The sequence below is a fragment of the Kosakonia sp. H02 genome (assembly GCA_030704225.1).
Lineage (GTDB): Bacteria > Pseudomonadota > Gammaproteobacteria > Enterobacterales > Enterobacteriaceae > Kosakonia.
The window spans coordinates 3,129,996-3,155,475 of the sequence record CP131915.1 but is presented as its reverse complement, the minus strand read 5'-3'; the positions used below and the strand labels follow the sequence as shown (position 1 = coordinate 3,155,475).

22 protein-coding genes are annotated in these 25,480 nt (G+C 55.1%); 13 read left to right on the top strand and 9 right to left on the bottom strand.

Annotation, left to right across the window (positions count from 1 at the left end; translation table 11 throughout):
• Nucleotides 1–139: 139 nt before the first annotated feature.
• The gene (gene narQ, locus Q5705_14785) at nt 140–1,834 is read right to left on the bottom strand and encodes a nitrate/nitrite two-component system sensor histidine kinase NarQ (GenBank protein WLI75847.1); all 1,695 of its coding nucleotides are present in this window, start codon (nt 1,832–1,834) and stop codon (nt 140–142) included.
• A 224-nt stretch (nt 1,835–2,058) separates the two neighbouring features.
• Here narQ and aegA point away from each other — a divergent pair, with 224 nt between their 5' ends.
• The 3 genes from aegA (at nt 2,059) to Q5705_14770 (ending at nt 5,850) form a co-directional block, all read left to right on the top strand.
• A complete protein-coding gene (gene aegA / locus Q5705_14780; GenBank protein WLI75846.1) occupies nt 2,059–4,038 on the top strand; it encodes a formate-dependent uric acid utilization protein AegA in 1,980 nt (659 codons plus the stop codon).
• A 68-nt stretch (nt 4,039–4,106) separates the two neighbouring features.
• Complete coding sequence (nudK, locus tag Q5705_14775) at nt 4,107–4,682, top strand: GDP-mannose pyrophosphatase NudK (GenBank protein ID WLI75845.1); 576 nt, start codon at nt 4,107–4,109, stop codon at nt 4,680–4,682.
• A gap of 124 nt (nt 4,683–4,806) precedes the next feature.
• Complete coding sequence (locus Q5705_14770) at nt 4,807–5,850, top strand: DUF1176 domain-containing protein (protein ID WLI75844.1); 1,044 nt, start codon at nt 4,807–4,809, stop codon at nt 5,848–5,850.
• 53 nt (nt 5,851–5,903) lie between these two features.
• Here the strand turns inward: Q5705_14770 and tkt are convergent, their stop codons facing one another.
• Nucleotides 5,904–7,898 (bottom strand): transketolase, encoded by a 1,995-nt coding sequence (tkt, locus tag Q5705_14765; protein ID WLI75843.1) that lies wholly within the window; start codon nt 7,896–7,898, stop codon nt 5,904–5,906.
• Nucleotides 7,899–7,919: 21 nt separating this feature from the next.
• Entirely contained in the window at nt 7,920–8,870 is a 951-nt protein-coding gene (gene tal, locus Q5705_14760; protein ID WLI75842.1) for a transaldolase, read from the bottom strand.
• A 286-nt stretch (nt 8,871–9,156) separates the two neighbouring features.
• On the opposite strand from tal, the gene maeB reads away from it, so the two are divergent.
• Entirely contained in the window at nt 9,157–11,436 is a 2,280-nt protein-coding gene (maeB, locus tag Q5705_14755) for an NADP-dependent oxaloacetate-decarboxylating malate dehydrogenase (protein WLI75841.1), read from the top strand.
• Nucleotides 11,437–11,488: 52 nt separating this feature from the next.
• Here maeB and hemF read toward each other — a convergent pair whose 3' ends face one another.
• Together hemF and amiA are read right to left on the bottom strand one after the other, a co-directional pair.
• Nucleotides 11,489–12,391: an oxygen-dependent coproporphyrinogen oxidase gene (gene hemF / locus Q5705_14750; protein WLI75840.1), complete on the bottom strand. Its 903-nt coding sequence runs from the start codon at nt 12,389–12,391 to the stop codon at nt 11,489–11,491.
• Nucleotides 12,388–13,263, bottom strand: a complete 876-nt coding sequence (gene amiA, locus Q5705_14745; GenBank protein WLI75839.1) for an N-acetylmuramoyl-L-alanine amidase AmiA — start codon at nt 13,261–13,263, stop codon at nt 12,388–12,390. Before amiA ends, hemF begins: the two co-directional genes overlap by 4 nt.
• A 212-nt stretch (nt 13,264–13,475) precedes the next feature.
• Between amiA and Q5705_14740 the strand changes: the two genes are divergently transcribed.
• From Q5705_14740 to pdxK, 9 genes are all read left to right on the top strand, one after another.
• A complete protein-coding gene (locus Q5705_14740; protein WLI75838.1) occupies nt 13,476–13,901 on the top strand; it encodes a GNAT family acetyltransferase in 426 nt (141 codons plus the stop codon).
• A gap of 71 nt (nt 13,902–13,972) precedes the next feature.
• Nucleotides 13,973–14,548: an RpoE-regulated lipoprotein gene (locus Q5705_14735; protein ID WLI75837.1), complete on the top strand. Its 576-nt coding sequence runs from the start codon at nt 13,973–13,975 to the stop codon at nt 14,546–14,548.
• A gap of 79 nt (nt 14,549–14,627) precedes the next feature.
• Nucleotides 14,628–15,527 (top strand): Dyp-type peroxidase, encoded by a 900-nt coding sequence (locus Q5705_14730; GenBank protein WLI75836.1) that lies wholly within the window; start codon nt 14,628–14,630, stop codon nt 15,525–15,527.
• A gap of 160 nt (nt 15,528–15,687) precedes the next feature.
• Nucleotides 15,688–16,704, top strand: a complete 1,017-nt coding sequence (locus tag Q5705_14725; GenBank protein ID WLI75835.1) for a sulfate ABC transporter substrate-binding protein — start codon at nt 15,688–15,690, stop codon at nt 16,702–16,704.
• Nucleotides 16,704–17,534, top strand: coding sequence for a sulfate/thiosulfate ABC transporter permease CysT (cysT, locus tag Q5705_14720; GenBank protein ID WLI75834.1), 831 nt, complete (start codon nt 16,704–16,706; stop codon nt 17,532–17,534). Before Q5705_14725 ends, cysT begins: the two co-directional genes overlap by 1 nt.
• Nucleotides 17,534–18,409 (top strand): sulfate/thiosulfate ABC transporter permease CysW, encoded by an 876-nt coding sequence (cysW, locus tag Q5705_14715; GenBank protein ID WLI75833.1) that lies wholly within the window; start codon nt 17,534–17,536, stop codon nt 18,407–18,409. Before cysT ends, cysW begins: the two co-directional genes overlap by 1 nt.
• Nucleotides 18,399–19,493: a sulfate/thiosulfate ABC transporter ATP-binding protein CysA gene (gene cysA, locus Q5705_14710; protein WLI75832.1), complete on the top strand. Its 1,095-nt coding sequence runs from the start codon at nt 18,399–18,401 to the stop codon at nt 19,491–19,493. Before cysW ends, cysA begins: the two co-directional genes overlap by 11 nt.
• A 98-nt stretch (nt 19,494–19,591) precedes the next feature.
• Entirely contained in the window at nt 19,592–20,503 is a 912-nt protein-coding gene (gene cysM, locus Q5705_14705) for a cysteine synthase CysM (protein ID WLI75831.1), read from the top strand.
• Nucleotides 20,504–20,520: 17 nt separating this feature from the next.
• A complete protein-coding gene (gene pdxK / locus Q5705_14700; GenBank protein WLI75830.1) occupies nt 20,521–21,360 on the top strand; it encodes a pyridoxine/pyridoxal/pyridoxamine kinase in 840 nt (279 codons plus the stop codon).
• A gap of 44 nt (nt 21,361–21,404) precedes the next feature.
• Here pdxK and crr read toward each other — a convergent pair whose 3' ends face one another.
• The 4 genes from crr to cysK form a co-directional block, all read right to left on the bottom strand.
• Nucleotides 21,405–21,914, bottom strand: a complete 510-nt coding sequence (crr, locus tag Q5705_14695; protein ID WLI75829.1) for a PTS glucose transporter subunit IIA — start codon at nt 21,912–21,914, stop codon at nt 21,405–21,407.
• Between the two features lie 40 nt (nt 21,915–21,954).
• On the bottom strand, nt 21,955–23,682 hold the full coding sequence (ptsI, locus tag Q5705_14690) for a phosphoenolpyruvate-protein phosphotransferase PtsI (protein WLI75828.1): 1,728 nt from the start codon (nt 23,680–23,682) through the stop codon (nt 21,955–21,957).
• Between the two features lie 48 nt (nt 23,683–23,730).
• Nucleotides 23,731–23,988, bottom strand: coding sequence for a phosphocarrier protein Hpr (ptsH, locus tag Q5705_14685; protein ID WLI75827.1), 258 nt, complete (start codon nt 23,986–23,988; stop codon nt 23,731–23,733).
• Nucleotides 23,989–24,371: 383 nt separating this feature from the next.
• On the bottom strand, nt 24,372–25,343 hold the full coding sequence (gene cysK / locus Q5705_14680; GenBank protein ID WLI75826.1) for a cysteine synthase A: 972 nt from the start codon (nt 25,341–25,343) through the stop codon (nt 24,372–24,374).
• Nucleotides 25,344–25,480 lie beyond the last annotated feature (137 nt).

Below are 25,480 nucleotides of genomic sequence, written 5' to 3'. Positions count from 1 at the left end.
GGCAATGGAGAAACCAATCGTGGAGAAAAAAAGGAGAAAATGTAAATTATCATGCCGGATTAAGGCATAACTATGCATAAGGCGCTTTAAGCCAAATTTTCTCCTGTCACCAAACCATTTTACTTGAGATTCTTTACACTTATTGACGCTCGACGTTTATCTGTCGTGGAAAACGAAACCGTATCTGCGTACCGCCGCCCGGCGGGGAATCAATGTCCAGCCGGCCGCCAAGGCGCTCTGCGCGTTCACGCATAATCGTCAATCCGTAATGGCCTTCTGGTTCAACCGTCGACAGCATTCCTTTGCCGTTATCGCGAATATAGACCGAATGTAGACCATCCGGGTCGGTTACGCAGCTAACGGTGATTTCCGTCGCCCCGGCATGTTTGATGGCGTTGATCACCGCTTCACGCACAATCTGCAACACGTTAATTTGCTGCTGGGCGTCCAGCGCCTGGGTCGGCAGACGACAATCAAGCGTCAGATGCGCCTGGGTTTGTCCTTGCAACACATCCATCGCTTCGCGAAGGGCGGCGGGCAGCGAGCTTTGCTGCAACGACAGGCGAAAGGTGGTGAGCAATTCCCGCAACTGTTGCCAGGCGTTATTCAGCCCGCGAGAAAAGTCATCGATGATAACGTGCGCGGGTGCGTTATCTTCCGGCACCGCGCGTTTCAATAGCGCCAACTGAATGCGTAAATAAGAGAGCATTTGCGCCAGCGAGTCGTGCAGTTCCCGCGCAATGGTGGCGCGCTCTTCCATCAACATTAATTGCTGATAGTGCTTCTGTGCCTGGTTGATAAAAAGGCCGCGCCCGAGAATGGTCGCAATATTGTTCATCAGCGGTGCAAACAGGTGCTGCTGCTTACTCTGCCAGCGCAATTCACCCAGCACGCTATCTTGCATATTCACCGGCAGGCTGATTATCGGCAGCCCTGGGTCCGCTTCACCTTGCTGAATGCGCCAGTTGTCATCCACCACCAGTTCCAGAAAGCAGGCCGCTTCATGCTTATGAACAATTTGCAGCACATGGCGCAGGCAGAGCGCATCAATCTGGCTGGTGTTCAGAGCCTGGGAACATTGATACATCACTTCCAGGCGGCGGTGGGCTTCATGCAGATCGCGGGTTTTCTCCTCAACGGACGTCTCCAGCGAACGGTAGAGCTTAAAGAGTTGGCTGGACATGCGATCAAAAGTGGAAGCCAGTAAACCGAGTTCGTTATCCAGCGTGCTGTTAAGCGGCAAAATAGAGAACTGCCCCTGCTGGATGCGCTGGCAGGCGGCCATTAACCGTTCAAGGGGTTTCACCACCTGATGGCGGATGCGGCGCAGGGTAAAGAAAACAAGGGTAAAAATCCCCACCGCACCCAGCAGCGAGATCGTCACCACCAGCATCATTTTGCGTTCGGCGTAGTGTTGTAGCGCCAGCACAAACGCGTCGATATTGCCGACGTAGCGCTGAATATTCTGCTGATACCACGCCATATCGCCCTGACTGAGATGGTTTTCCATCTCCCGCCAGCTTTCGTGCAATTGCCTGTAGCGCTGCTGCACTTCTTGCGGTACGTACCAGCGGTTTAGCGTCTGTAACACCGGGGAATTGAGGGTGTGTTGGTAGGTCTGGCGGAGGGCTGCCAGCTCGCCAGATGTGTGTTGCAGAGAGTAACCGATACGGTAACTCTGCATGCGCAGCGACCCGGCAATATTAATCGCTTCCGCGTCGCGCAAGCTGCTGGCAAGGGTAATCAGCGCCACGCCGGTGGAGAGCAGCGACAGCAATACAATCGAGAAAAATGCTCTGGCGAGACTGGCTGAAACGGGTCTTTTGACTATCACTGTAGCGCTTCCTGATCCCAGATGTGACGTACGGTAAACATCGGCACGCACGCCCATCGAATGAAATTATTTTTTAGAAATTCTGGAATAAATTGATCTGCTACATGTTCGTGAAAAATAGATAACCTTTCTGGGCAAATGGACATTGCCTGACGGGTTGCGCCCCGGTAAATACAATCTTCATACAAAAAACAGGGTTTATTAAACCAAAAAAGAAGGATGCCATGAACCGTTTTATTATGGCGAACAGCCAGCAATGTATAGGGTGTCGTGCCTGCGAAGTCGCCTGCGTAATGGCTCATAACAATGAGCAACATGTCTTAAGTTCTGCGCAGTTTCACCCGCGCATTACGGTGGTCAAACAGCCGCAACAAAACAGCGCGGTCACCTGCCACCACTGCGAAGCCGCGCCGTGCGCGCGCAGCTGCCCGAATGGCGCGATCGCCCGCGTCGATGATGCGGTGCAGGTCAATCAGCAAAAATGCATTGGTTGTAAATCCTGCGTTGTCGCGTGCCCGTTCGGCACCATGCAGGTGCTGGTGACGCCCGTGGGCGAAGGGCAGGTGAAAGCCACCGCGAACAAATGCGATCTTTGCCATGACCGACCTGAAGGCCCGGCCTGCGTGGAAAACTGCCCGGCCGATGCGCTGCAACTGATAAACAGCAATGCGCTGGCGGGAATAGCGAAAGCGCGGCGGTTGCGCACCGCCAGCCATGAAGCGCAGCCGTGGCACAGCGTCGCGGCGCTGGCTCCGGCATGTAACAATCGTAAAGTGCGGCAGATGCATAAAACGCCACCGCGCGGCGAGCCGGATAAACTGCCCCTTGCGGCGCGCAAAACCGGGTTCGACGAAATCTATCTGCCGTTTCGCGCCGACCAGGCCCAGCGCGAAGCGCAGCGCTGCCTGACGTGCGGCGAGCACAGCATTTGCGAATGGAACTGCCCGCTGCATAACCATATTCCCCAATGGATAGAACAGGTGAAAGCGGGGGATATTGCGGCGGCGGTCGAACTTTCTCACCAGACCAATTGCCTGCCGGAAATTACCGGACGCGTCTGCCCGCAGGACCGGTTGTGCGAAGGCGCTTGCACGGTACGCGATGAGTATGGCGCGGTCACCATCGGCAATATTGAGCGCTATATCTCCGACCAGGCGCTGGCGCAGGGCTGGCGGCCTGATTTAAAACAGGTCACCGCAGTGGATAAACGCGTGGCGATTATCGGTGCGGGGCCTGCCGGCCTTGCCTGTGCCGATGTGCTTGCCCGCCACGGCGTCAGCGCGACGGTGTTTGACCGGCACCCGGAAATCGGCGGCTTGCTCACTTTCGGCATCCCCTCTTTCAAGCTCGATAAATCCCTGCTCACACGTCGGCGCGAAATCTTCAGCGCCATGGGCATCCGTTTTGAACTCAATTGCGAGATTGGCAAAGATATCGCGCTGAATACGCTGCTGGCGGAGTATGACGCGGTGTTTGTGGGCGTCGGCACCTACCGCTCAATGAAAGCCGGTTTGCCAAATGAAGATGCGCCCGGCGTGTATGACGCGCTGCCGTTCCTGATTGCCAATACCAAACAGGTAATGGGCCTGGCAGAGAGCGCCGATGAGCCGTTTATCAATACCGAAGGGCTGAATGTGGTGGTGCTCGGCGGCGGGGATACGGCGATGGACTGCGTGCGCACCGCGCTGCGACATGGCGCGGGGAAGGTCACATGCGCGTATCGTCGCGACGAAGCCAATATGCCCGGCTCGAAAAAAGAGGTGAAAAACGCCCGCGATGAAGGCGCGAATTTTGAATTCAACGTCCAGCCGGTAAACATCGAAGTGGATAGCAGCGGTAACGTGTGCGGCATTCGCTTACTGCGCACGCAACTGGGCGAGCCGGATGCCAAAGGCCGCCGCCGCCCGGTGCCGATTGACGGCAGCGAGTTTGTGATGCCTGCCGACGCCGTGATCATGGCGTTTGGTTTTAACCCGCATTCGATGCCGTGGCTGGAGCGTCACGGCGTGCAGGTGGATGACTGGGGACGCATCGCGGCAAGCGTTGACAGCGCGTTTCGCTATCAAACCAGCAACCCGAAAATTTTCGCCGGGGGCGATGCGGTGCGCGGCGCCGATCTGGTGGTCACCGCAATGGCGGAAGGACGCCACGCGGCGCAGGGCATGATGGCGTGGCTGGGGGTGAAAACGCCGGGTAAGCATTAACGGCACGGCGACAAAACAGGCTCGGGCGCGTAGTATAACGGCATTCTGTTAGCGTTCCGGAGCCTGTAATGTCGCTAAAAATTGAAGTTATCAAAGACAAAATCCTCTCTGAAAATTACTTTGTGCTGCGCAATATCACCTACGATTTAACCCGCCAGAATGGCGAAGTCATTCGTCATAAACGTGAAGTCTACGACCGCGGCAATGGCGCAACCATCCTGCTTTATAACCGCGAAAAACAGAGCGTCGTGCTGATCCGCCAGTTCCGTATTGCCAGTTGGGTGAACGGTAACGAAGACGGTCTTTTAATTGAAACCTGCGCCGGGTTGCTGGACGACGACGAACCGGAAGTGTGCATTCGCAAAGAGGCGATTGAAGAGACTGGCTTTCAGATCGGCGAAGTGCGCAAAGTATTCGAGCTGTATATGTCCCCGGGCGGCGTCACGGAAATCGTCCACTTTTTCGTGGCGGAATATAACGACGCGCAACGCGCCAATAATGGTGGTGGCGTAGAAGATGAAGATATTGAAGTCCTCGAACTTCCCTTCCAGCAGGCACTCACGATGGTGGCAAACGGCGAGATCCGTGATGGTAAAGCGGTTATTTTGCTGCAATATCTGCAAACGTGCGGCCTAATGAACTGAATTTAAACCGATTGCAACTACCAGCTTTCGGATGAAGCTATCCGATAAATCCGATTGAGCAAGCCCAACCCGGAGAGTAAAGATACGCCAGTTATGCATCTTTACTTCCGGGGTTACTCCATCCATGCGTTATCGCAGCGTTTTAACTTTGCTGGCCGGGCTTGGCACCGCGCCGTTGCTGTGGGCTGCGCCCGCGCAACAAACCTTTTCCGACTGGCAAGTAACCTGCAATAACCAGAACTTTTGTGTGGCGCGCAATATTGGCGAACATGGCGGCCTGGTGATGTCCCTCGACCGCAGCGCAGGCGCCCGCGCTGATGCGTCATTACGCATCGATTTTGGCGGCATCAGCGCGCCCCCTGCCAAAGAGCCTCCTGTCGCGGGGCGTTTATTGCTCGACGGGCAGCCGCTAAAAATGCGCAACGATCAGTGGAAAATCACACCGTGGCATCTGATGACCGACAAGGCGCGAACCGTCAACGGTTTATTAGAAAGCATCCAGGATGGGCAGGCGATCACCTTGCAGGACGGCAAAGGCACGATTTCGCTGACGGGGCTGAAAGCGGCATTGCTGTTTATTGATGGGCAGCAAAAGCGCGTCGGCAGTGAAACCGCGTGGATCAAAAAAGGCGACGGCCCGCCGTTAAGCGTCCCGCCTGCGCCCGCGTTAAAAGAGGTTGCCCAGCTTGACGTTGCGCCGACCCCATTAACTCACCAACAACTCAACGATCTGCTGGATTATGGCACCTGGCGCATGAATAACATCCAGTGTTCGCTGGACCCTATGCGCCGCCAGGTGCGCGTTGCTGCCCTGACCGATGATAAAGCGCTGCTGATAATCGACTGCGAAGCCGGCGCCTATAACGTGGTCGACCTCGCCTGGGTGGTTTCGCGTCAAAAACCCTTTTCTACCCGACCGGTGCGCCTGCGCCTGCCGTTCACCCCGGATAACGGCAATAATGAGATGGAGCTGATGAACGCAGCGTTTGATGAGAAAAGCCGTGAGCTGACCACGCTGGCGAAAGGGCGCGGGCTGGGGGATTGCGGCGTGTCGAGCCGCTGGCGTTTCGACGGGCAGCGCTTTCGCCTGGTGCGTTACGCCCAGGAGCCCACCTGCGATAGCTGGCACGGCCCGGATGCGTGGCCAACGCTTTGGGTGACACGATAAGCGGGTGAAGGAATAAAAACGGCGCGCCTGCCGGGTGCGGGCGCGCCTTATGCTTATTTCTTCAGGACAGCTTTGGCTTTCGCCACCACGTTTTCGACAGTAAAGCCGAAGTAGGGGAACAGTTTTTCCGCCGGAGCGGATTCGCCGTAGCCCGTCATGCCGACAATCGCCCCTTTCAGACCGACATATTTGTACCAGTAGTCGGCAATCCCGGCTTCCACCGCGACGCGTGCGCTAATATCCGACGGCAGTACCGATTCACGCCAGGCTTCATCCTGCGCATCAAAGATATCGGTAGAAGGCAGTGACACCACGCGCACTTTGACGCCTTCGCTGGTCAGTTGCTCGGCGGCTTTGACGGTGATCTCCATCTCAGAACCGGTGGCAATCAGGATGATATCCGGCTTGCCGTCGCTCTCTTTCAGAATATAACCACCGCGGCTGATGGCCTGCACCTGTTCGGGTGTACGCTCCATCTGCGTCAAATTCTGACGCGAGAGGATCAGCGCCGTCGGGCCATTATGGCGCTCGATCGCCAGTTTCCAGCCGACAGCGGCTTCGACCTGGTCACACGGACGCCAGGTGCTGAAGTTCGGCGTCAGGCGCAGGCTGGCAAGCTGCTCAACGGCCTGGTGCGTCGGGCCATCTTCCCCCAGACCAATCGAGTCGTGGGTATAGACCATGATTTGCCGCGCTTTCATTAATGCCGCCATACGCGCCGCGTTGCGGGCATATTCAACGAACATCAGGAAGGTGGCGGTGTAGGGCACAAAGCCGCCGTGATGGGCAATGCCGTTGGCAATCGCCGTCATACCAAACTCGCGCACGCCGTAGTGAATGTAGTTCCCGGCGGGATCCTCTTTCAGCGACGTCGAACCCGACCAGATGGTCAGGTTACTGGGCGCCAGGTCAGCGGAACCGCCAAGCAGCTCCGGCAGCGCCGGGCCATAGGTATTTAAGGTGTTTTGCGACGCCTTACGGGTGGCGATTTTCGCCGGATTAGCCTGCAAGTTGTTGATCCACTCGGTGGTGGTTTTTTCCCAGCTTTCCGGCAAGCCACCGCTCATCCGGCGTTTGAACTCGGCTGCCAGGTCCGGGAATTCTTTCTCCCAGGCCGCCAGTTTTTCATTCCACGACTGCTGGGCTTTTGCGCCGCGCTCGTGGGCATCCCATGCCTGATAAATCTCTTTTGGCACCTCGAATGGCGGGTATTTCCAGCCCAGTTTCTGACGGGTCAGGGCCACTTCTTCTTCGCCCAGTGCCGCGCCGTGAGACTCTTCTTTACCGGCTTTGTTTGGCGAACCAAAGCCAATCACCGTGCGGCAGATAATCAGCGACGGTTTATCTTTCACGCTCTGCGCTTCGAGGATGGCGTTTTTCACCGCCTCCGGTGAGTGGCCGTCGATTTCGCCAACCACATGCCAGTTATAGGCTTCAAAGCGTTTAGCGGTGTCATCGGTAAACCAGCCTTCAGTTTCCCCGTCAATGGAGATGCCGTTGTGATCGTAAAAACCGATCAGTTTGCCAAGCCCCAGCGTGCCAGCCAGCGAGCTGACTTCATGGGAAATCCCTTCCATCAGGCAGCCATCGCCCATAAACACGTAAGTGTAATGGTCAACAATGTCATGTCCTGGGCGGTTAAATTGCGCGGCCAGCGTCCGTTCTGCAATCGCCAGACCGACGGCGTTTGCCAGCCCCTGGCCGAGCGGGCCGGTGGTGGTTTCCACGCCTGGCGTGTAGCCAATTTCCGGATGACCCGGGGTTTTGGAATGCAATTGACGGAAGTTTTTCAACTCTTCGAGTGGCAGGTCATAGCCGCTTAAATGCAGCAGGCTGTAGAGCAGCATGGAAGCGTGACCGTTAGAGAGAATAAAACGGTCGCGGTTGTACCAGGTCGGGTCCGCCGGGTTGTGTTGCAGAAAATCATTCCACAGCACTTCTGCGATATCGGCCATGCCCATGGGCGCGCCAGGGTGGCCGGAATTGGCTTTTTGCACCGCATCCATACTCAGGGCGCGAATGGCGTTAGCAAGCTCTTTACGGGACATAGTTCACTCCGTGGCAAAAGGTTAAAGTTTGGCAGCGAGCAGATCTTCAAGTTTGCGTTGGTCAACAGCGAACTGGCGAATACCGTCGGACAGTTTATCGACAGCCATCGGGTCAAGGTTGTGCTCCCAGCGGAACTCCGCTTCGGTCAGCGGTTGCGGGCGCGGGAAGGTTTGTGAAGACGGCACCAGTTTGCGCTCCACCAGCCCTTCCTGGCCCTGCAACTCTTTCAGCAGCGCCGGGGAGATGGTCAGACGATCGCAGCCTGCCAGCGCGAGGATCTGCTCGGTGCGGCGGAAGCTGGCGCCCATGACGATGGTTTCGTAGCGGTGCTGTTTGTAATAGTCATAGATATTGCGTACGGATTTGACGCCTGGATCTTCATCCACCACGTACGGATCAAGCGGTTTGCGGTCGTTGTACCAATCATAAATACGGCCCACGAACGGCGAAATCAGATAAACCCCGGCTTCGGCGCAGGCGCGCGCTTGCGCAAAAGAGAACAGCAGGGTGAGGTTACAGTCGATTCCCTCTTTTTGCAGCTCTTCCGCCGCGCGGATCCCTTCCCAGGTCGACGCCAGTTTGATCAAAATGCGCGATTTATCGATGCCCTGATCCTGGTACAGCTCCATGATGCGGCGCGCTTTGGCGATGCTTTTTTCTTTGTCGTAGGAGAGACGGGCGTCCACTTCGGTAGAGACGCGTCCCGGTATGCTTTTCAGAATTTCCGCACCGATATTCACCGCCAGTTTGTCGCTGGCTTCTGCAACCTGCTGCTCCTGAGTTTTGCCGCGGGCTTTACCGTATTCAATGGCGTCGTCAACCAGATGGGAGAAGTGCCCCAGCCCGGCTGCCTTTAACAGCAGGGAAGGGTTGGTAGTGGCATCTTCGGGCTGGTAATGACGAATGGACTCGATATCGCCGCTGTCTGCCACGACCGTGGTGAACTGTTTCAGGCCGTCTAAATAGTTCATGAAGATAACTCCTTTAAAAGCAATGTGTTATTGAAGCGCTTCGCTGCGCGCTTTTGTGAGGATGAGAGCTGCATAACAAAAAAGCATAGCAGATGAACCCCTTAAGGGTGTTTTGCGGTACGTAACAAAGATGGGAGAAATTCGTAAAGCTTTTGTTTATGTCGTGGCGAGATTTTGGCTATGTTCAAAGTTTATGCGTCTGATAGCGGCCATACTGAGCGGCGCATTGGATAGTCATCACGCATTATCACTCTTAAAGCTGAAAGCAACGTGAAAGGAACATCAAATGGACGACCAACTAAAACAAAGTGCCCTCGATTTTCATGAATTTCCCCGCCCGGGGAAAATTCAGGTCTCCCCGACCAAACCGCTGGCCACCCAGCGCGACTTAGCGCTGGCCTACTCGCCGGGCGTCGCCGCACCGTGCCTTGAAATCGAAAAAGATCCGCTGGCTGCCTACAAATATACCGCCCGCGGAAACCTGGTGGCCGTTATCTCGAACGGAACCGCCGTACTGGGTCTTGGCAATATCGGCGCGCTCGCCGGTAAGCCGGTGATGGAAGGCAAAGGCGTACTGTTTAAAAAATTTGCCGGTATCGATGTGTTCGATATCGAAGTCGATGAGCAAGATCCCGACAAACTGATTGATGTCGTGGCGGCGCTGGAGCCGACGTTTGGCGGCATCAACCTGGAAGATATCAAAGCGCCGGAGTGTTTCTACATTGAAGCTAAACTCCGCGAGCGCATGAACATTCCTGTGTTTCACGATGATCAACACGGCACGGCGATTATCAGTACCGCCGCCATCCTCAATGGCCTGCGCGTGGTAGAAAAGAACCTCTCTGATGTGCGCATGGTGGTTTCCGGCGCAGGTGCGGCGGCGATTGCCTGTATGAACCTGCTGGTGGCGCTGGGGATGCAGAAACACAATATTGTGGTCTGCGATTCGAAAGGCGTTATCTATAAAGGCCGCGAGCCGAACATGGCGGAAACCAAAGCCGCTTATGCGGTGAACGACGACGGCAAACGCACGCTGGCAGACGTGGTGGCCGGGGCGGATATCTTCCTGGGCTGCTCCGGGCCGAAAGTGCTGACCCCGGAGATGGTCAAAGAGATGGCGCGCCAGCCGCTGATCCTCGCACTTGCTAACCCGGAGCCGGAGATCCTGCCGGATCTGGCGAAATCGGTGCGCCCGGATGCGATTATCTGCACTGGCCGCTCTGATTACCCCAACCAGGTCAACAACGTGCTGTGCTTCCCGTTTATCTTTCGTGGCGCGCTGGATGTCGGCGCAACGGCGATTAACGAAGAGATGAAGCTGGCGGCGGTGCAGGCGATTGCCGAACTGGCGCACGCCGAACAGAGCGAAGTGGTCGCCTCAGCCTATGGCGATCAGGATTTAAGCTTTGGCCCCGATTACCTGATCCCGAAACCCTTCGACCCGCGTTTGATTGTGAAAATCGCACCGGCGGTGGCGAAAGCGGCGATGGAATCTGGCGTGGCTAAACGGCCAATTAGTGATTTTGATGCCTATGTCGATAAGCTCACCGAGTTTGTGTACAAAACCAACCTGTTTATGAAGCCGATTTTCTCCCAGGCCCGCAGTGCGCCGAAACGCGTAGTGCTGACGGAAGGGGAAGAGCCGCGCGTGCTGCATGCCACGCAGGAACTGGTGACGCTGGGGCTGGCAAAACCGATCCTCATTGGCCGACCGAGCGTGATTGAGATGCGCATTCAGAAACTGGGTTTGCAAATCCGCCCGGACGCCGATTTTGAAATCGTCAATAACGAATCCGATCCGCGCTTTAAAGAGTACTGGACGGAATACTTCAACATCATGAAACGCCGGGGCGTGACCCAGGAACAGGCGCAGCGCGCGGTGATTGCCAACAGCACGGTGATTGGCGCGATCATGGTGCATCGCGGTGAAGCCGACGCCATGATTTGCGGCACTATCGGCGAATACCATGAGCACTTCAGCGTGGTGCGCGAGATCTTCGGTTATCGCGATAATGTGCATGCGGCGGGGGCGATGAACGCGCTGCTGTTGCCGAGCGGGAACACGTTTATTGCCGATACCTACGTGAATGAAGATCCGAGCGCGGAACAACTGGCAGAAATTACCCTGCTGGCGGCGGAAACGGTGCGCCGTTTCGGCATTGAGCCGCGCGTGGCGCTGCTTTCTCACTCGCAGTACGGCTCGTCGAACGCACCGGCTGCGGTGAAAATGCGCGAGACGCTGGCGCTGGTGCGCGAACGCGCGCCGGAGTTGATGATCGACGGAGAAATGCACGGCGATGCCGCGCTGGATGAGCATATTCGCCACGATCGGATGCCGGACAGCCCGCTGAAAGGGACGGCGAATATCCTGATTATGCCGAACGTGGAAGCCGCGCGAATCAGCTATAACCTGCTGCGTGTTTCCAGTGCTGAAGGCGTCACCGTCGGGCCGGTGTTAATGGGGGTGGCAAAACCGGTGCATGTATTGACGCCGATTGCCTCCGTGCGCCGTATCGTCAATATGGTGGCGTTGGCCGTGGCCGAGGCGCAAACAGAGCCGCTGTAATGTAAGCCCGGTAAGCGTTAGCACCACCGGGCGTTTCGCCGGAGGGATGAAATCACACCCACTCGCGTACTTTTATAAACTCACTCAGGGCGGCTTCCGGGCTGCCCTCGGTGGGTTGATAATTGTATTCCCAGCGCACCAGCGGCGGCATCGACATCAAAATTGACTCTGTACGCCCGCCGGTTTGCAGACCAAACAGCGTGCCGCGATCCCATACCAGATTAAACTCCACATAGCGCCCGCGTCGGTAAAGCTGGAAATCCCGTTCGTGCTCGCCCCAGGGCGTCTCTTTGCGGCGTTCAACAATCGGCAAGTAGGCGTCGGTAAAACCGTGTCCCACCGCCTGCATAAAGGCGAAACAGTGGTCAAAATCCGGCGTGTTGAGATCGTCGAAAAACAGCCCGCCGATACCGCGCTGCTCATCACGATGTTTGAGATAGAAATAGTCGTCGCACCACTTCTTGTAGCGTGGGTAAACGTCGTCACCGAAAGGCAGGCAAAGATCGCGTGCGGTGCGGTGCCAGTGAATCGCGTCCTCTTCAAAACCGTAGAAGGGTGTCAAATCAAAACCGCCGCCGAACCACCATACCGGTTCTGCGCCCGGTTTTTGCGCGATAAAGAAGCGCACGTTCGCATGGCTGGTCGGTACATACGGATTGCGCGGATGCACCACCAGCGACACGCCCATTGCCTCAAAACTGCGACCCGCCAGTTCCGGGCGGTGAGCGGTGGCAGACGCGGGCATTGCATCGCCGTGAACATGGGAAAAGTTCACCCCCGCCTGTTCAAACACGCGGCCATCACGCAGCACACGGCTGCGCCCGCCGCCGCCCGCAGCGCGCTGCCAGTTATCTTCGATAAACGCAGCGCCGTCGATGGCGCTAAGCTGGTGACAGATTTTATCCTGCAACGCGAGCAGGGCTTTTTTTACCGGTTCTATTGCAGGCGTACTCATCCGCGTCTCTTCGTATGGGCTTTATGATTATCGAACCAGCTAAAGTAACTCAGCACACCGTCGGTAATGGCGTTGGCGATTTTTTGCCGGAACGCGGCGGTGCCGAGCAGTTTCTCTTCCGCCGGGTTGGTGATAAATGAGGTTTCCACCAGCACTGAGGGAATAGACGGAGATTTTAGCACCACAAACGCTGCCTGTTCGGTATTGCGGCTGTGCAGGCGGTGCACCGGTTTTATCTGTTTTAAGATATGTGAGCCAAGCGTCAGACTGTTTTTGATGGTATCGGTCTGAACTAAATCAAACAGCACCTGTTGCAGCAGATGATCTTTATCGCGGGCTTTTTTCCCGGCCAGATCGTCGGCGGCGTTCTCTTTATCAGAAAGGTATTTCGCCATTGCGCTACTCGCGCCGCGATTGGAGAGCGCAAAGACCGACGCGCCCGCCGCGCTTGGGTTGGTAAAACCGTCGGCGTGAATCGACATAAACAGATCGGCGCCGTGCTGGTGAGCGATCTCCACGCGATCGTAGAGAGGAATAAACGTATCGCCGGTGCGTGTCAGACGTGCGTCAATGCCTTTCGCCCGCAGCTGCGCGCGGACATTTTTGGCGATTGCCAGTACCACATGTTTCTCTTTCGAGCCGTTATGACCGATAGCGCCGGTATCAATACCGCCGTGGCCGGGGTCGAGCATCACAATGCGCTTTGCCCCCGCTTTTTTCGCTTTTGGCTTGCTGTGGCTGTTGGTGGTTTTCAGTGGTGTCTCGTCCTTAGCGATAGCACGAGACATGCCCGACAGTGTCAGGGCTGCCAGACCTGCTTTCAGGATCTGGCGACGCGAGGTGAGTATTTTTAATGGTTTAAAGGTGCTCATAGCCTGAAAATGGGTTATCCGTGGTGGCTGGTGTTATATCGTATCGAGTTTGCCGTGACGACAGTCCGTAGGAACAATTGTTTTACTTTTCATTTCAATACGTGACAGAGTGCCATTATGCCATTTTTCAGCGGTGGGGATGCTGGATATTGGCTAAGGCGATACCAGAGGCCATAATCACCGTTTACACAGCTGAAAATAAGGGGAATACCATGGAGATACGCGTTTTTCGCCAGGAGGATTTCGAAGAAGTGATCACCTTGTGGGAGCGTTGTGAATTACTGCGCCCGTGGAACGATCCTGAAATGGATATCGAACGCAAAGTGAACCACGACGTCAGCCTGTTTCTGGTGGCGGAAGTGGGGGGAGAAGTGGTCGGCACGGTGATGGGCGGTTATGACGGCCATCGCGGTTCGGCCTATTACCTGGGCGTGCACCCGGAATTTCGCGGTCGCGGTATTGCTAACGCTTTGCTCAGTCGTCTGGAGAAAAAACTGATCGCCCGTGGCTGCCCGAAAATCAATTTAATGGTGCGCGAAGACAACGAAATGGTGATCGGCATGTATGAGCGCCTGGGGTATGAACACACCGATACCGTCAATCTTGGTAAGCGCTTAATTGAAGATGAAGAGTATTAACCCGCGCCATGACGGCACTTTTTTCGCTTTCGGTACTCCAAGAGGCGTTAAATGAAATTAAGGAATTGTGCATGAAATCTCTGCGTACATTTGTTTGCATTCTGCCGCTGGCGCTTACCGGCTGCTCAACTCTCGCTTCCGTTAACTGGTCGTCTGCGTATCCGTGGAACTGGTTTGGCTCCTCCCTTGAAGTCAGTGAAAACGGTGTCGGCAACATTACCGCCAGCACACCGCTTAATGAGGAAGCGATTAACGAGGCGTTAGGCGGCGATTACCATCTGCGCAGCGGGATGAAGAGTGACAAAGGCAATATTGTGCGCTATTTCGAAGCGCTGAAAGAGAAACAACTGGCGCTGGTGGTGAACGGCGAAAACGGCACCGTCAGCCGTATTGATGTGCTGGACCCGGAAATTGCTACCAACAACGGGGTAAAAATTGGCACGCCGTTTAATACGCTGTATGACAAAGCCTTTGGCAACTGCGTGAAGGCCTCCGAAGCGGATATTTCCGGCGTCGAGTGTAAAGCGCCCGGCAGCCAGCATATTAGTTTTCTGTTCAGCGGCGAGTGGAGCGGCCCGGAAGGGTTGATGCCTGCCGATGACACCCTCAAAAACTGGAAAGTCAGCAAGCTGATTTGGCGACGTTAATGTGATCGGAACATTCTGATGCCGACTGAAAACAGGTACAATGCCGCAAGGTTTTTGCGGTCAGTTTTCAGGAGGAGTGATGTCCCAGGTTCAAAGCGGCATTTTGCCGGAGCATTGCCGTGCGGCGATTTGGATGGAAGCCCGCGTAAAAGGGGACACAGATGCCCTTCGCGCGGCCAGCCGGGTGTTCGCTGATAAGCTCGCCACCTTTCATGCGCAGTTCCCGGATGCCGCGCTCGGCGCGGTGGTGGCCTTCGGCAACCGCGTCTGGCGCACATTAAGCGGCGATCAGGGCGCGCAGGAGCTAAAAGATTTTCCGTCTTACGGCAAAGGTCTGGCACCGGCAACGCAACATGATGTGCTTATCCATATTCTCTCGCTGCGTCACGATGTGAACTTCTCTGTCGCCCAGGCCGCGCTGGCCGCCTTTGGCGATGTGCTGGAAGTGAAAGAGGAGACGCACGGTTTTCGTTGGGTGGAAGACCGCGATCTCAGCGGTTTTGTTGATGGCACAGAAAACCCGGCGGGCGATGAGACACGCCGCGAAGTGGCCATTATTCAGGACGGTATCGACGCGGGCGGCAGCTACGTGATGGTGCAGCGCTGGGAGCACAATCTGAAGCAGCTTGACCGCATGAGCGTGGGCGATCAGGAGATGATGATCGGCCGCACCAAAGTTGCCAATGAAGAGATTGATGGCGATGCGCGCCCGGTGACGTCCCATCTGACCCGTGTTGATTTGAAAGAGGATGGCAAAGGGCTGAAAATCGTGCGCCAGAGCCTGCCTTACGGCACCGCCAGCGGCATTCACGGCCTCTATTTCTGCACCTACTGCGCGCGCCTGTATAACATCGAACAGCAACTGCTGAGTATGTTTGGCGATACCGACGGCAAACGCGACGCGATGTTGCGCTTTACCCGCCCGGTAACCGGCGGTTACTACTTTGCGCCGTCTCTCGATCGGCTGCTCGCGCTGTAAAGCGCACCTTTCCTGAGCCGGGGAAACCCGGCTATTCTTCCTTCCGCTTATATCCTTTTCTGATTCCAAATCACCAATTGGTATATAAAACCGTTACTGGTTTCACACTCGTTATAAATAAACTTAAGTCTGTCGAGTTTTCAGCTTATAAGGGTGCGCAATGGCCGTTAACGTATTGAAAAAAGGATATCTGGCGCTGGCAGCAATCACGCTGTGGGCGGCTCAGGCACAGGCGACGGAACTGCTCAACAGCTCTTATGATGTTTCACGCGAGCTCTTTGCGGCCCTGAATACGCCGTTCGAACAGCAGTGGGCGAAAGAGAACGGCGGCGATAAGCTGACCATCAAACAATCCCACGCCGGTTCGTCGAAACAGGCGCTGGCCATTCTGCAAGGGTTAAAGGCAGATGTGGTGACTTACAACCAGGTGACCGATGTGCAGATCCTGCACGATAAAGGCAACCTGATCCCGGCCGACTGGCAGAGCCGTCTGCCGAATAACAGCTCGCCATTCTACTCGACGATGGCGTTTCTGGTGCGCAAAGGTAACCCGAAGAATATCCACGACTGGAACGATCTGGTGCGTTCTGACGTGAAGCTGATTTTCCCGAACCCGAAAACTTCCGGCAACGCCCGTTACACCTACCTGGCGGCGTGGGGCGCAGCGGATCAGGCTGACGGCGGCGATAACGCCAAAACCACGCAGTTTATGACCCAGTTTTTGAAAAACGTCGAAGTGTTTGATACTGGCGGTCGCGGCGCAACCACAACATTTGTCGAACGCGGCCTGGGCGATGTGCTGATCACGTTTGAATCGGAAGTGAACAACATCTGCAAACAGTACGAAGCGCAGGGCTTTGAAGTGGTGGTGCCGAAGGTGAATATCCTGGCGGAATTCCCGGTGGCCTGGGTGGATAAAAACGTGAAGGCCAACGGTACAGAAAAGGCGGCGAAAGCGTATCTGACCTGGCTTTACAGCCCGCAGGCGCAAACCATCATCACCGATTACTACTACCGCGTGAATAACCCGGAAGTGATGAAAAAACTGAGCGATAAATTCCCGCAGACCGCGCTGTTTCGCGTGGAAGATAAGTTTGGTGCCTGGCCTGAGGTTATGAAAACCCATTTCGCCAGCGGCGGTGAGCTGGATAAGTTACTGGCGGCGGGGCGTAACTGATGTTTGCAGGATCGAAACGCGTGTTGCCGGGGTTTGGTTTAAGCCTCGGCAGCAGCCTGTTTTTTGTCTGTCTGATTTTGTTATTACCCCTGAGCGCGCTGGTGATGCAACTGGCGCAGATGAGTTGGGCGCAATATTGGGAGGTGGTCACCAACCCGCAGGTGGTGGCCGCCTATAAAGTGACGCTGATCGCCGCGTTTGTCGCTTCGGTGTTTAACGGTGTGTTCGGCATGCTGATGGCGTGGATCCTCACCCGTTACCGTTTTCCTGGGCGCACATTACTCGACGCGCTGATGGATTTGCCCTTTGCGCTGCCGACGGCGGTGGCGGGCTTAACGCTGGCTTCGCTCTTTTCCGTAAACGGCTTTTACGGCGAGTGGCTGGCGAAGTTTGATATCAAAGTGACCTATACCTGGCTTGGCATTGCGGTAGCAATGGCGTTTACCAGCATCCCGTTTGTGGTGCGCACTATTCAGCCGGTGCTGGAAGAGCTGGGGCCGGAATATGAAGAAGCGGCAGAAACCCTCGGCGCAACCCGTTGGCAGAGTTTTCGAAAAGTGGTGTTGCCGGAGCTATCACCGGCATTGATGGCCGGTGTGGCGCTGTCGTTTACCCGTAGCCTCGGCGAGTTTGGCGCGGTGATTTTTATCGCCGGTAACATCGCCTGGAAAACGGAAGTGACCTCGCTGATGATTTTTGTGCGCTTGCAGGAGTTTGATTACCCGGCGGCGAGCGCGATTGCCTCGGTTATCCTTGCGGCCTCGCTGCTGCTGCTCTTTTCCATCAATACCCTGCAAAGTCGCTTTGGCCAGCGTGTGGTAGGTCATTAATGGCGGAAATAACTGAATTGAAACGCTACGACAAACCCCGGGTGAACTGGGGCAAATGGTTTTTGATTGGCACGGGCATGGTCGTCTCGGCGTTTATCCTCGTGGTACCGATGATCTACATCTTTGTGCAGGCATTCAGCAAAGGGCTGGCACCGGTGCTGCAAAACCTGGCCGATGCCGACATGCTGCATGCTATCTGGCTGACGGTGCTGATTGCGTTGATCTCGGTCCCGCTGAATCTGGTGTTCGGTACGCTGCTCGCCTGGCTGGTGACGCGCTTTAACTTTCCTGGCCGCCAGTTGCTGTTGACGTTGCTGGATATTCCGTTTGCCGTATCGCCGGTGGTTGCCGGTCTGATTTATCTGCTGTTTTACGGCTCGAACGGCCCGCTTGGCGGCTGGCTCGATGAGCATAACCTGCAAATTATGTTTGCCTGGCCGGGCATGGTGCTGGTGACCGTGTTCGTGACCTGCCCGTTTGTGGTGCGTGAACTGGTGCCGGTGATGTTAAGCCAGGGGAGCCAGGAAGATGAGGCGGCGATTTTGCTTGGCGCGTCCGGTTGGCAGATGTTCAAGCGTGTGACGTTGCCAAACATCCGCTGGGCGCTGCTGTACGGCGTGGTGCTGACTAACGCCCGTGCGATTGGCGAGTTTGGCGCGGTGTCGGTGGTGTCTGGATCCATTCGTGGGGAAACCTTGTCGCTGCCGCTGCAAATTGAATTACTGGAGCAGGATTACAACACGGTCGGTTCCTTTACCGCCGCGGCCCTGCTGACATTGATGGCTATTTTGACGTTGTTTTTGAAGAGTGCGGTGCAGTGGCGCCTGGAAAACCAGGAAAAACGTCTGCAACAGGAGGGAAATCATGAGCATTGAGATTGCCAATATTAAGAAGTCCTTTGGTCGCACCCAGGTGCTGAATGATATCTCGCTGGATATCCCTTCCGGGCAAATGGTGGCGCTGTTGGGGCCATCCGGTTCCGGTAAAACAACGTTGCTGCGTATTATCGCCGGGCTTGAGAACCAGACCAGCGGGCGGATTCGTTTTCACGGCACCGACGTAAGCCGTTTACATGCGCGTGAACGCCGCGTCGGGTTTGTGTTTCAGCACTATGCGCTGTTCCGCCATATGACGGTGTTCGACAACATTGCCTTTGGCCTGACAGTGCTGCCGCGTCGCGAACGACCAAGCGCGGCGGCAATCAAAACAAAAGTGACGCAACTGCTGGAGATGGTGCAACTGGCACATCTGGCGGATCGCTACCCGGCGCAGTTGTCTGGTGGGCAGAAGCAGCGTGTCGCGCTGGCGCGCGCGCTGGCCGTTGAACCGCAAATTCTGCTGCTTGATGAGCCTTTCGGCGCGCTGGATGCGCAGGTGCGTAAAGAGCTGCGCCGCTGGCTGCGTCAACTGCATGAAGAGCTGAAATTCACCAGCGTCTTTGTGACTCACGACCAGGAAGAGGCGACGGAAGTGGCCGACCGCGTGGTGGTGATGAGCCAGGGGAATATTGAACAGGCCGATGCGCCGGATCAGGTCTGGCGCGAACCGGCTACCCGCTTTGTGCTGGAGTTTATGGGCGAGGTTAACCGCCTGCAAGGGACCATTCGCGGCGGGCAGTTCCATGTGGGCGCACATCGTTGGCCGCTTGACCATACGCCCGCTTACCAGGGCGATGTCGATCTGTTCCTGCGCCCGTGGGAAGTGGATGTCAGCCGCCATACCAGCCTCGATTCCCCACTGCCGGTGCAGGTGCTGGAAGCCAGCCCGAAAGGCCATTACACGCAACTGGTGGTGCAGCCGCTCGGCTGGAACCCGGATCCGTTAACGGTGGTGATGCGCGATGAGCGGCCGCCGCAGCGCGGCGAGCGTCTGTATGTCGGCTTGCAGCATGCGCGGTTGTATAACGGCAATGAGCGCATTGATGCCGGTGCAGAACTTGCTCTGGCCCAAACGGCCTGATAGGTTAATCAAACGTGGTTTTGCCGGATGGCGCAGTGCTTTCCGGCCTACAAGCCCGGTATGCGTAATGCGACCGGGTTTTTTATTGGACAACGCTCGTGAACACACTTGAACACACCATCGGCAATACGCCGCTGGTCAAACTGCAACGCCTGACGCCGGATAACGGCAGCGAAATTTGGGTCAAACTGGAAGGCAATAACCCTGCCGGATCGGTAAAAGATCGCGCTGCGCTCTCAATGATTGTGCAGGCGGAAAAACGCGGGGAGATTAAACCCGGCGACGTGCTGATTGAAGCCACCAGCGGCAATACTGGCATCGCGCTGGCGATGATTGCAGCCCTGAAAGGCTATCGCATGAAATTGCTGATGCCGGACAATATGAGCCAGGAGCGCCGCGCCGCGATGCGCGCTTACGGCGCGGAGCTGATCCTGGTCAGCAAAGAGCAGGGCATGGAAGGCGCGCGCGATCTGGCTCTTGAGATGGCACGTCGCGGCGAAGGTAAGCTGCTCGACCAGTTTAATAACCCGGATAATCCCTACGCCCATTACACCTCCACTGGCCCGGAAATCTGGCAGCAAACGCACGGGCGTATGAGCCACTTTGTCTCCAGTATGGGCACCACCGGCACCATTACCGGCGTGTCGCGTTTTCTGCGCGAGCAGGCGAAAAAAGTCACTATTGTTGGCCTACAGCCGGAAGAGGGGAGCAGTATTCCCGGTATTCGCCGCTGGCCTGCCGAGTATATGCCGGGCATTTTTAACGCCGCGCTGGTCGATGAGGTGCTGGATATCCATCAGCGTGAAGCGGAAAATACCATGCGCGCGTTAGCCGTGCAGGAAGGCATTTTCTGCGGTGTCAGTTCTGGCGGCGCGGTAGCAGGGGCGATACGGGTAGCGAAAGCAAACCCGGGCGCGGTGATCGTCGCCATCATTTGCGATCGCGGCGATCGCTACCTCTCGACGGGCGTATTTGGTGAAGAGAGTTATTCGCAGGGCGCGGGGATTTAACCCCTAAAGGAGACAAAATGGAGATGATCCTGTTCAGGGATAAAACCCGGGCGCAGCAGGCCGATATTGTCGCGGTCCAGTCGCAGGTGGTGTATGGCAGCGTCGGTAACAGTATCGCCGTGCCTAATATTCGCCAGCATCAGTTGAATGTGCTGGCTGTGCCAACGGTGCTGTTCAGCAATACGCCGCACTATGACACTTTTTATGGTGGCGTGATCCCGGATGAGTGGTTCAGCGGCTATTTGCAGGCGCTGGAAGAGCGCGATGTTCTGCGTGGGCTGAAAGCGGTGACGACCGGCTATATGGGCAGCGCCAGCCAGATAAAGTTGCTGGCTAAGTGGCTCGCGGCGCTGCGGGAAAACCGTCCTGAACTACTGATTCTGGTCGATCCGGTGATTGGTGATATCGACAGCGGCATTTATGTGAAAGCGGAAATTCCACAGGCGTATCGCGAATATCTGTTGCCGCTGGCGCAGGGCATTACGCCGAACGTCTTTGAGCTGGAAGTGCTCAGTGGCAAGTCGTGCCGCGACCAGCAAAGCGCGATTGATGCGGCAAAAGGGTTGTTATCCGACACGCTGCATTGGGTGGCGATCACCAGTGCGCCCGTAGAGCTTGATGATGGCCATATTCATGTGGTGGTGGTCACTGCCGATGCGGTGAATGTCAGTAGTTATCCGCGAGTGGCAACGGATTTGAAAGGCACAGGCGACCTGTTTTGTTCCGAGCTGGTGAGCAGCATTATTGAGGGTAAGACGCTGGATATGGCCGTACAGGCGGCAGGCGAGCGGGTGGTTGAAGTGATGGGCTACACGCTGGAAAAAGGTTATGACGAGCTGATTTTACCGGCGCGTTAAAACAAAAATGGCACCTTGCGGTGCCATTTTCATATCTGTTGAGCTTACTTCTTGATGCGGATCACCGGGGTTTCACCCACGGTTACGCTACCAGACAGTTTGATAAGCTCTTTGATCTCGTCCATGTTGGAGATCACAACCGGCGTCAGCGTTGACTTGGCTTTCTCTTCCAGCAGCGGCAGATCGAATTCGATTACTGGATCGCCAACTTTTACACGCTGGCCTTCTTCCGCGATGCGTTTGAAACCTTCACCTTTCAGTTCAACGGTGTCGATACCGAAGTGCACGAAAAGCTCAATGCCGCTATCGGATTCGATAGAGAAGGCATGGTTGGTTTCAAAGATTTTGCCGATAGTACCATCAACCGGAGCTACCATTTTGTTGCCGGTCGGTTTGATAGCAATGCCATCACCAACGATTTTCTCAGCGAAAACAACATCTGGTACATCTTCAATGTTGACGATTTCGCCAGAAAGCGGGGCAACAATCTCAATGGTTCCGGTGTCTTTTTTATCATCAGAAACCAGAGATTTCAGTTTATCGAACAAACCCATGATCTTCTCCTAAGCAGTAATTTGGGCCGCATCTCGTGGATTAGCAGATTGTTTTTTCTTCAATGAACTTGTTAACCAGCGTCATTAACTCGTCCGTTGTCGGTTGAGCAAGAGCCTGCTCTGCTAACACCTTCGCATCTTCGAAGTTCGTGTTACGAATGATCTTCTTGATACGCGGGATAGAAATGGCACTCATACTGAATTCATCCAGACCCATCCCCAGCAACAGAAGTGTAGCACGTTCGTCGCCAGCAAGCTCACCACACATGCCAGTCCATTTGCCTTCTGCGTGAGAAGCATCAATAACTTGCTTGATCAAAGTGAGTACGGACGGTGACATCGGCTGGTAAAGATGTGAAATCATATCATTACCACGGTCAACTGCCAGGGTGTACTGCGTTAAATCATTGGTACCGATACTAAAGAAATCGACTTCTTTGGCCAGATGACGAGCAATGGTCGCAGCGGCAGGGGTTTCTACCATCACGCCAATTTCGATGGTTTCGTCAAAGGCTTTACCTTCGTCACGCAGTTCCTGTTTGTAGATCTCAATCTCTTTTTTCAGTGCACGCACTTCTTCAACAGAGATGATCATCGGGAACATAATGCGCAGTTTGCCGAAAGCAGAAGCGCGCAGGATAGCGCGAACCTGATCGCGCAGGATCTCTTTGCGATCCATGGCGATACGCACGGCGCGCCAGCCCAGGAACGGGTTCTCTTCTTTCGGGAAATTCATGTACGGCAGCTCTTTGTCGCCGCCAATGTCCATGGTACGTACAATAACGGCCTGAGAGCCACAGGCTTCCGCCACCGCTTTGTAGGCTTCGAACTGCTCTTCTTCAGTCGGCAGCGCGTCGCGGTCCATAAACAGGAATTCGGTACGGTACAGGCCAACACCTTCAGCGCCATTGCGCTCTGCGCCCGCGACATCGCGAACGGTACCGATGTTGGCACAGACTTCAACCTGGTGGCCATCAAGGGTGATCGCCGGCAAGTCTTTCAATTTCGCCAGTTCGGCTTTCTCTTCCGCGACCTGAGCCTGAGCGGCGCGCAGAGTTTCGATCTCTTCTTCGCTTGGGTTAACGTACACTTTGTTGTTAACCGCATCGAGGATCAGATAATCGCCGTTTTTCACTTGCGTGGTGACGCTACCGGTACCCACAATCGCCGGCAGTTCAAGCGAGCGCGCCATGATAGACGTGTGGGAGGTGCGGCCACCGATATCGGTGATAAAACCAAGCACTTTTTTGAGGTTCAACTGGGCGGTTTCTGACGGGGTCAGATCCGCAGCAACCAGGATAACTTCGTCCTGAATGGCGCTCAGATCGATAATCGGCATACCAAGTATGTTGCGAAGCAGGCGCTTACCGATGTCACGCACGTCAGCCGCGCGCTCTTTCAGGTATTCGTCGTCCAGCTCTTCCAGGGCCGTTGCCTGACCTTCGATAACTTCATGGGCTGCCGCGTCGGCAGTCATGCTCTTATCTTTAATCAGGGCTATGATTTCCTGCTCCAGCTCCTCATCTTCGAGCAACATAATATGGCCTTCGAAGATGGCTTCTTTTTCTTCACCGAAAGTTTCACCTGCTTTCGTTTTGATCGCTTCCAGCTGTGCCGATGCCTTGGCACGGCCGCTCAGGAAACGCTCAACTTCCTGGTCAACCTTGTCGGCAGAAACTTTCTTCCGGTCGATGACGATCTCGTCTTCTTTCAGCAGCAGTGCTTTGCCGAAAGCGATACCCGGGGATGCTAAAATGCCTGAAATCATAACCCTACCTTTACTTGTGACTGATCTTTAAACGAACTCGTAAAAAACTTACTCGAGCTCTGCCATCAGTTTAACCAGATGTTCTACTGCTTTTTGTTCGTCTTCGCCTTCAGCGGTCAGAGTCACAACAGTACCTTGAGTCAGGCCCAGAGTTTGCAGTTTGAACAGGCTTTTCGCGCTGGCGCTTTTGCCGTTGGAAGTCACAGTGATTTCAGAAGAGAAGCCTTTCGCTTCTTTAACAAACTGAGCAGCAGGGCGAGTGTGCAGACCGTTCGGAGCTGTAATGGTAACTTCTTGCTGGAACATTGTATTTCCCCAACTTATAGGTTTAGTGTTGTGGAACTAAAGTCTAGCCTGGCGGCACGACTTTAGCCTGTATAGTTAGCGCTGGCGTAACGAGCCAGGGTACAGATGTCTTAATGGCACGATCCCGTGCAGACGCTTCTGGTCGCCGATGTTTCGTACGTCATTAAACATTATGCCGCGAAAGCGAGAATTGAACCAAATCATAAAATCGATTCAGCTTAGGGAAATTATGCCCCCGATTAATTTCGCGCTTCAAAATAAATGTGATGGTTAAATACCAGACCAGAAGGATTCAGGCAATGCCAGGCGGGACAAAAATTTGACGTACGCCACAAAAAAGCACCTCAATAGGTGCTTTTTTGCGCTAATTTAACAATCTGGCATCACTGTTGCAGTTCTTTTTCAGTGAACAGATCGGCAAACAAAGCGGTGCTCAAATAACGCTCGCCGGAAGAAGGCAGAATAACCACAATATTCTTATTGGTAAAGGATTCGTCTTCCTGAAGTTTCAATGCGGCCGCTACGGCTGCACCGGAAGAGATACCGGCCAGAATACCTTCTTCTTCCATCAGGCGACGCGCGGTGCTGATGGCTTCTTCGTTGGTGATTTTAACCACTTTGTCGATCAGTTTTAAATCCAGGTTGGCCGGGATAAAACCTGCACCAATACCCTGAATTTTATGCGGACCTGGTTTCAGTTCTTCACCGGCCAGCGCCTGCGAAATCACCGGAGAATCGGTTGGTTCAACCGCAACGGTAATCAGATCGGTTTTGCCTTTGGTATTTTTGATAAAGCGCGTGACACCCGTCAGCGTACCGCCCGTACCCACGCCGGAGATAAACACATCAACCTGGCCGTCTGTATCTTCCCAGATCTCCGGACCTGTTGTTTTTTCGTGGATTTCCGGGTTTGCCGGGTTGCTGAACTGCTGAAGCAGCAGATATTTTTCCGGATCGCTGGCAACAATCTCTTCAGCTTTTTGGATAGCGCCTTTCATGCCTTTCGCACCTTCGGTCAGCACCAGGTTCGCGCCCAGCGCTTTCAGTAGCTTACGGCGTTCGATACTCATGGTTTCCGGCATGGTCAGCGTCAGCTTGTAGCCGCGCGCTGCCGCTACGTAAGCCAGTGCGATACCGGTGTTACCACTGGTCGGCTCAACCAGTTCCACACCCGGCTTCAGCACACCGCGTTTTTCGGCATCCCAAATCATATTGGCACCGATACGGCATTTTACGCTGAAGCTTGGGTTGCGGGACTCGACCTTCGCCAGAATACGTCCGTTACCGATGCGGTTCAGTCGAACCAGCGGCGTATGACCAATAGTCAACGAGTTGTCTTCAAAAATCTTACTCATAGCCCGTCCTTAACTGTATGAAATTGAGAAACCAGCCCAGCATACCCACTTACCGTTGATGCGGAAGTAAGGAAATCGCATATCTATATGCTGAGGTGAAATAATGATTTTCAGTATGGAATAAGAAAAGGAATAAT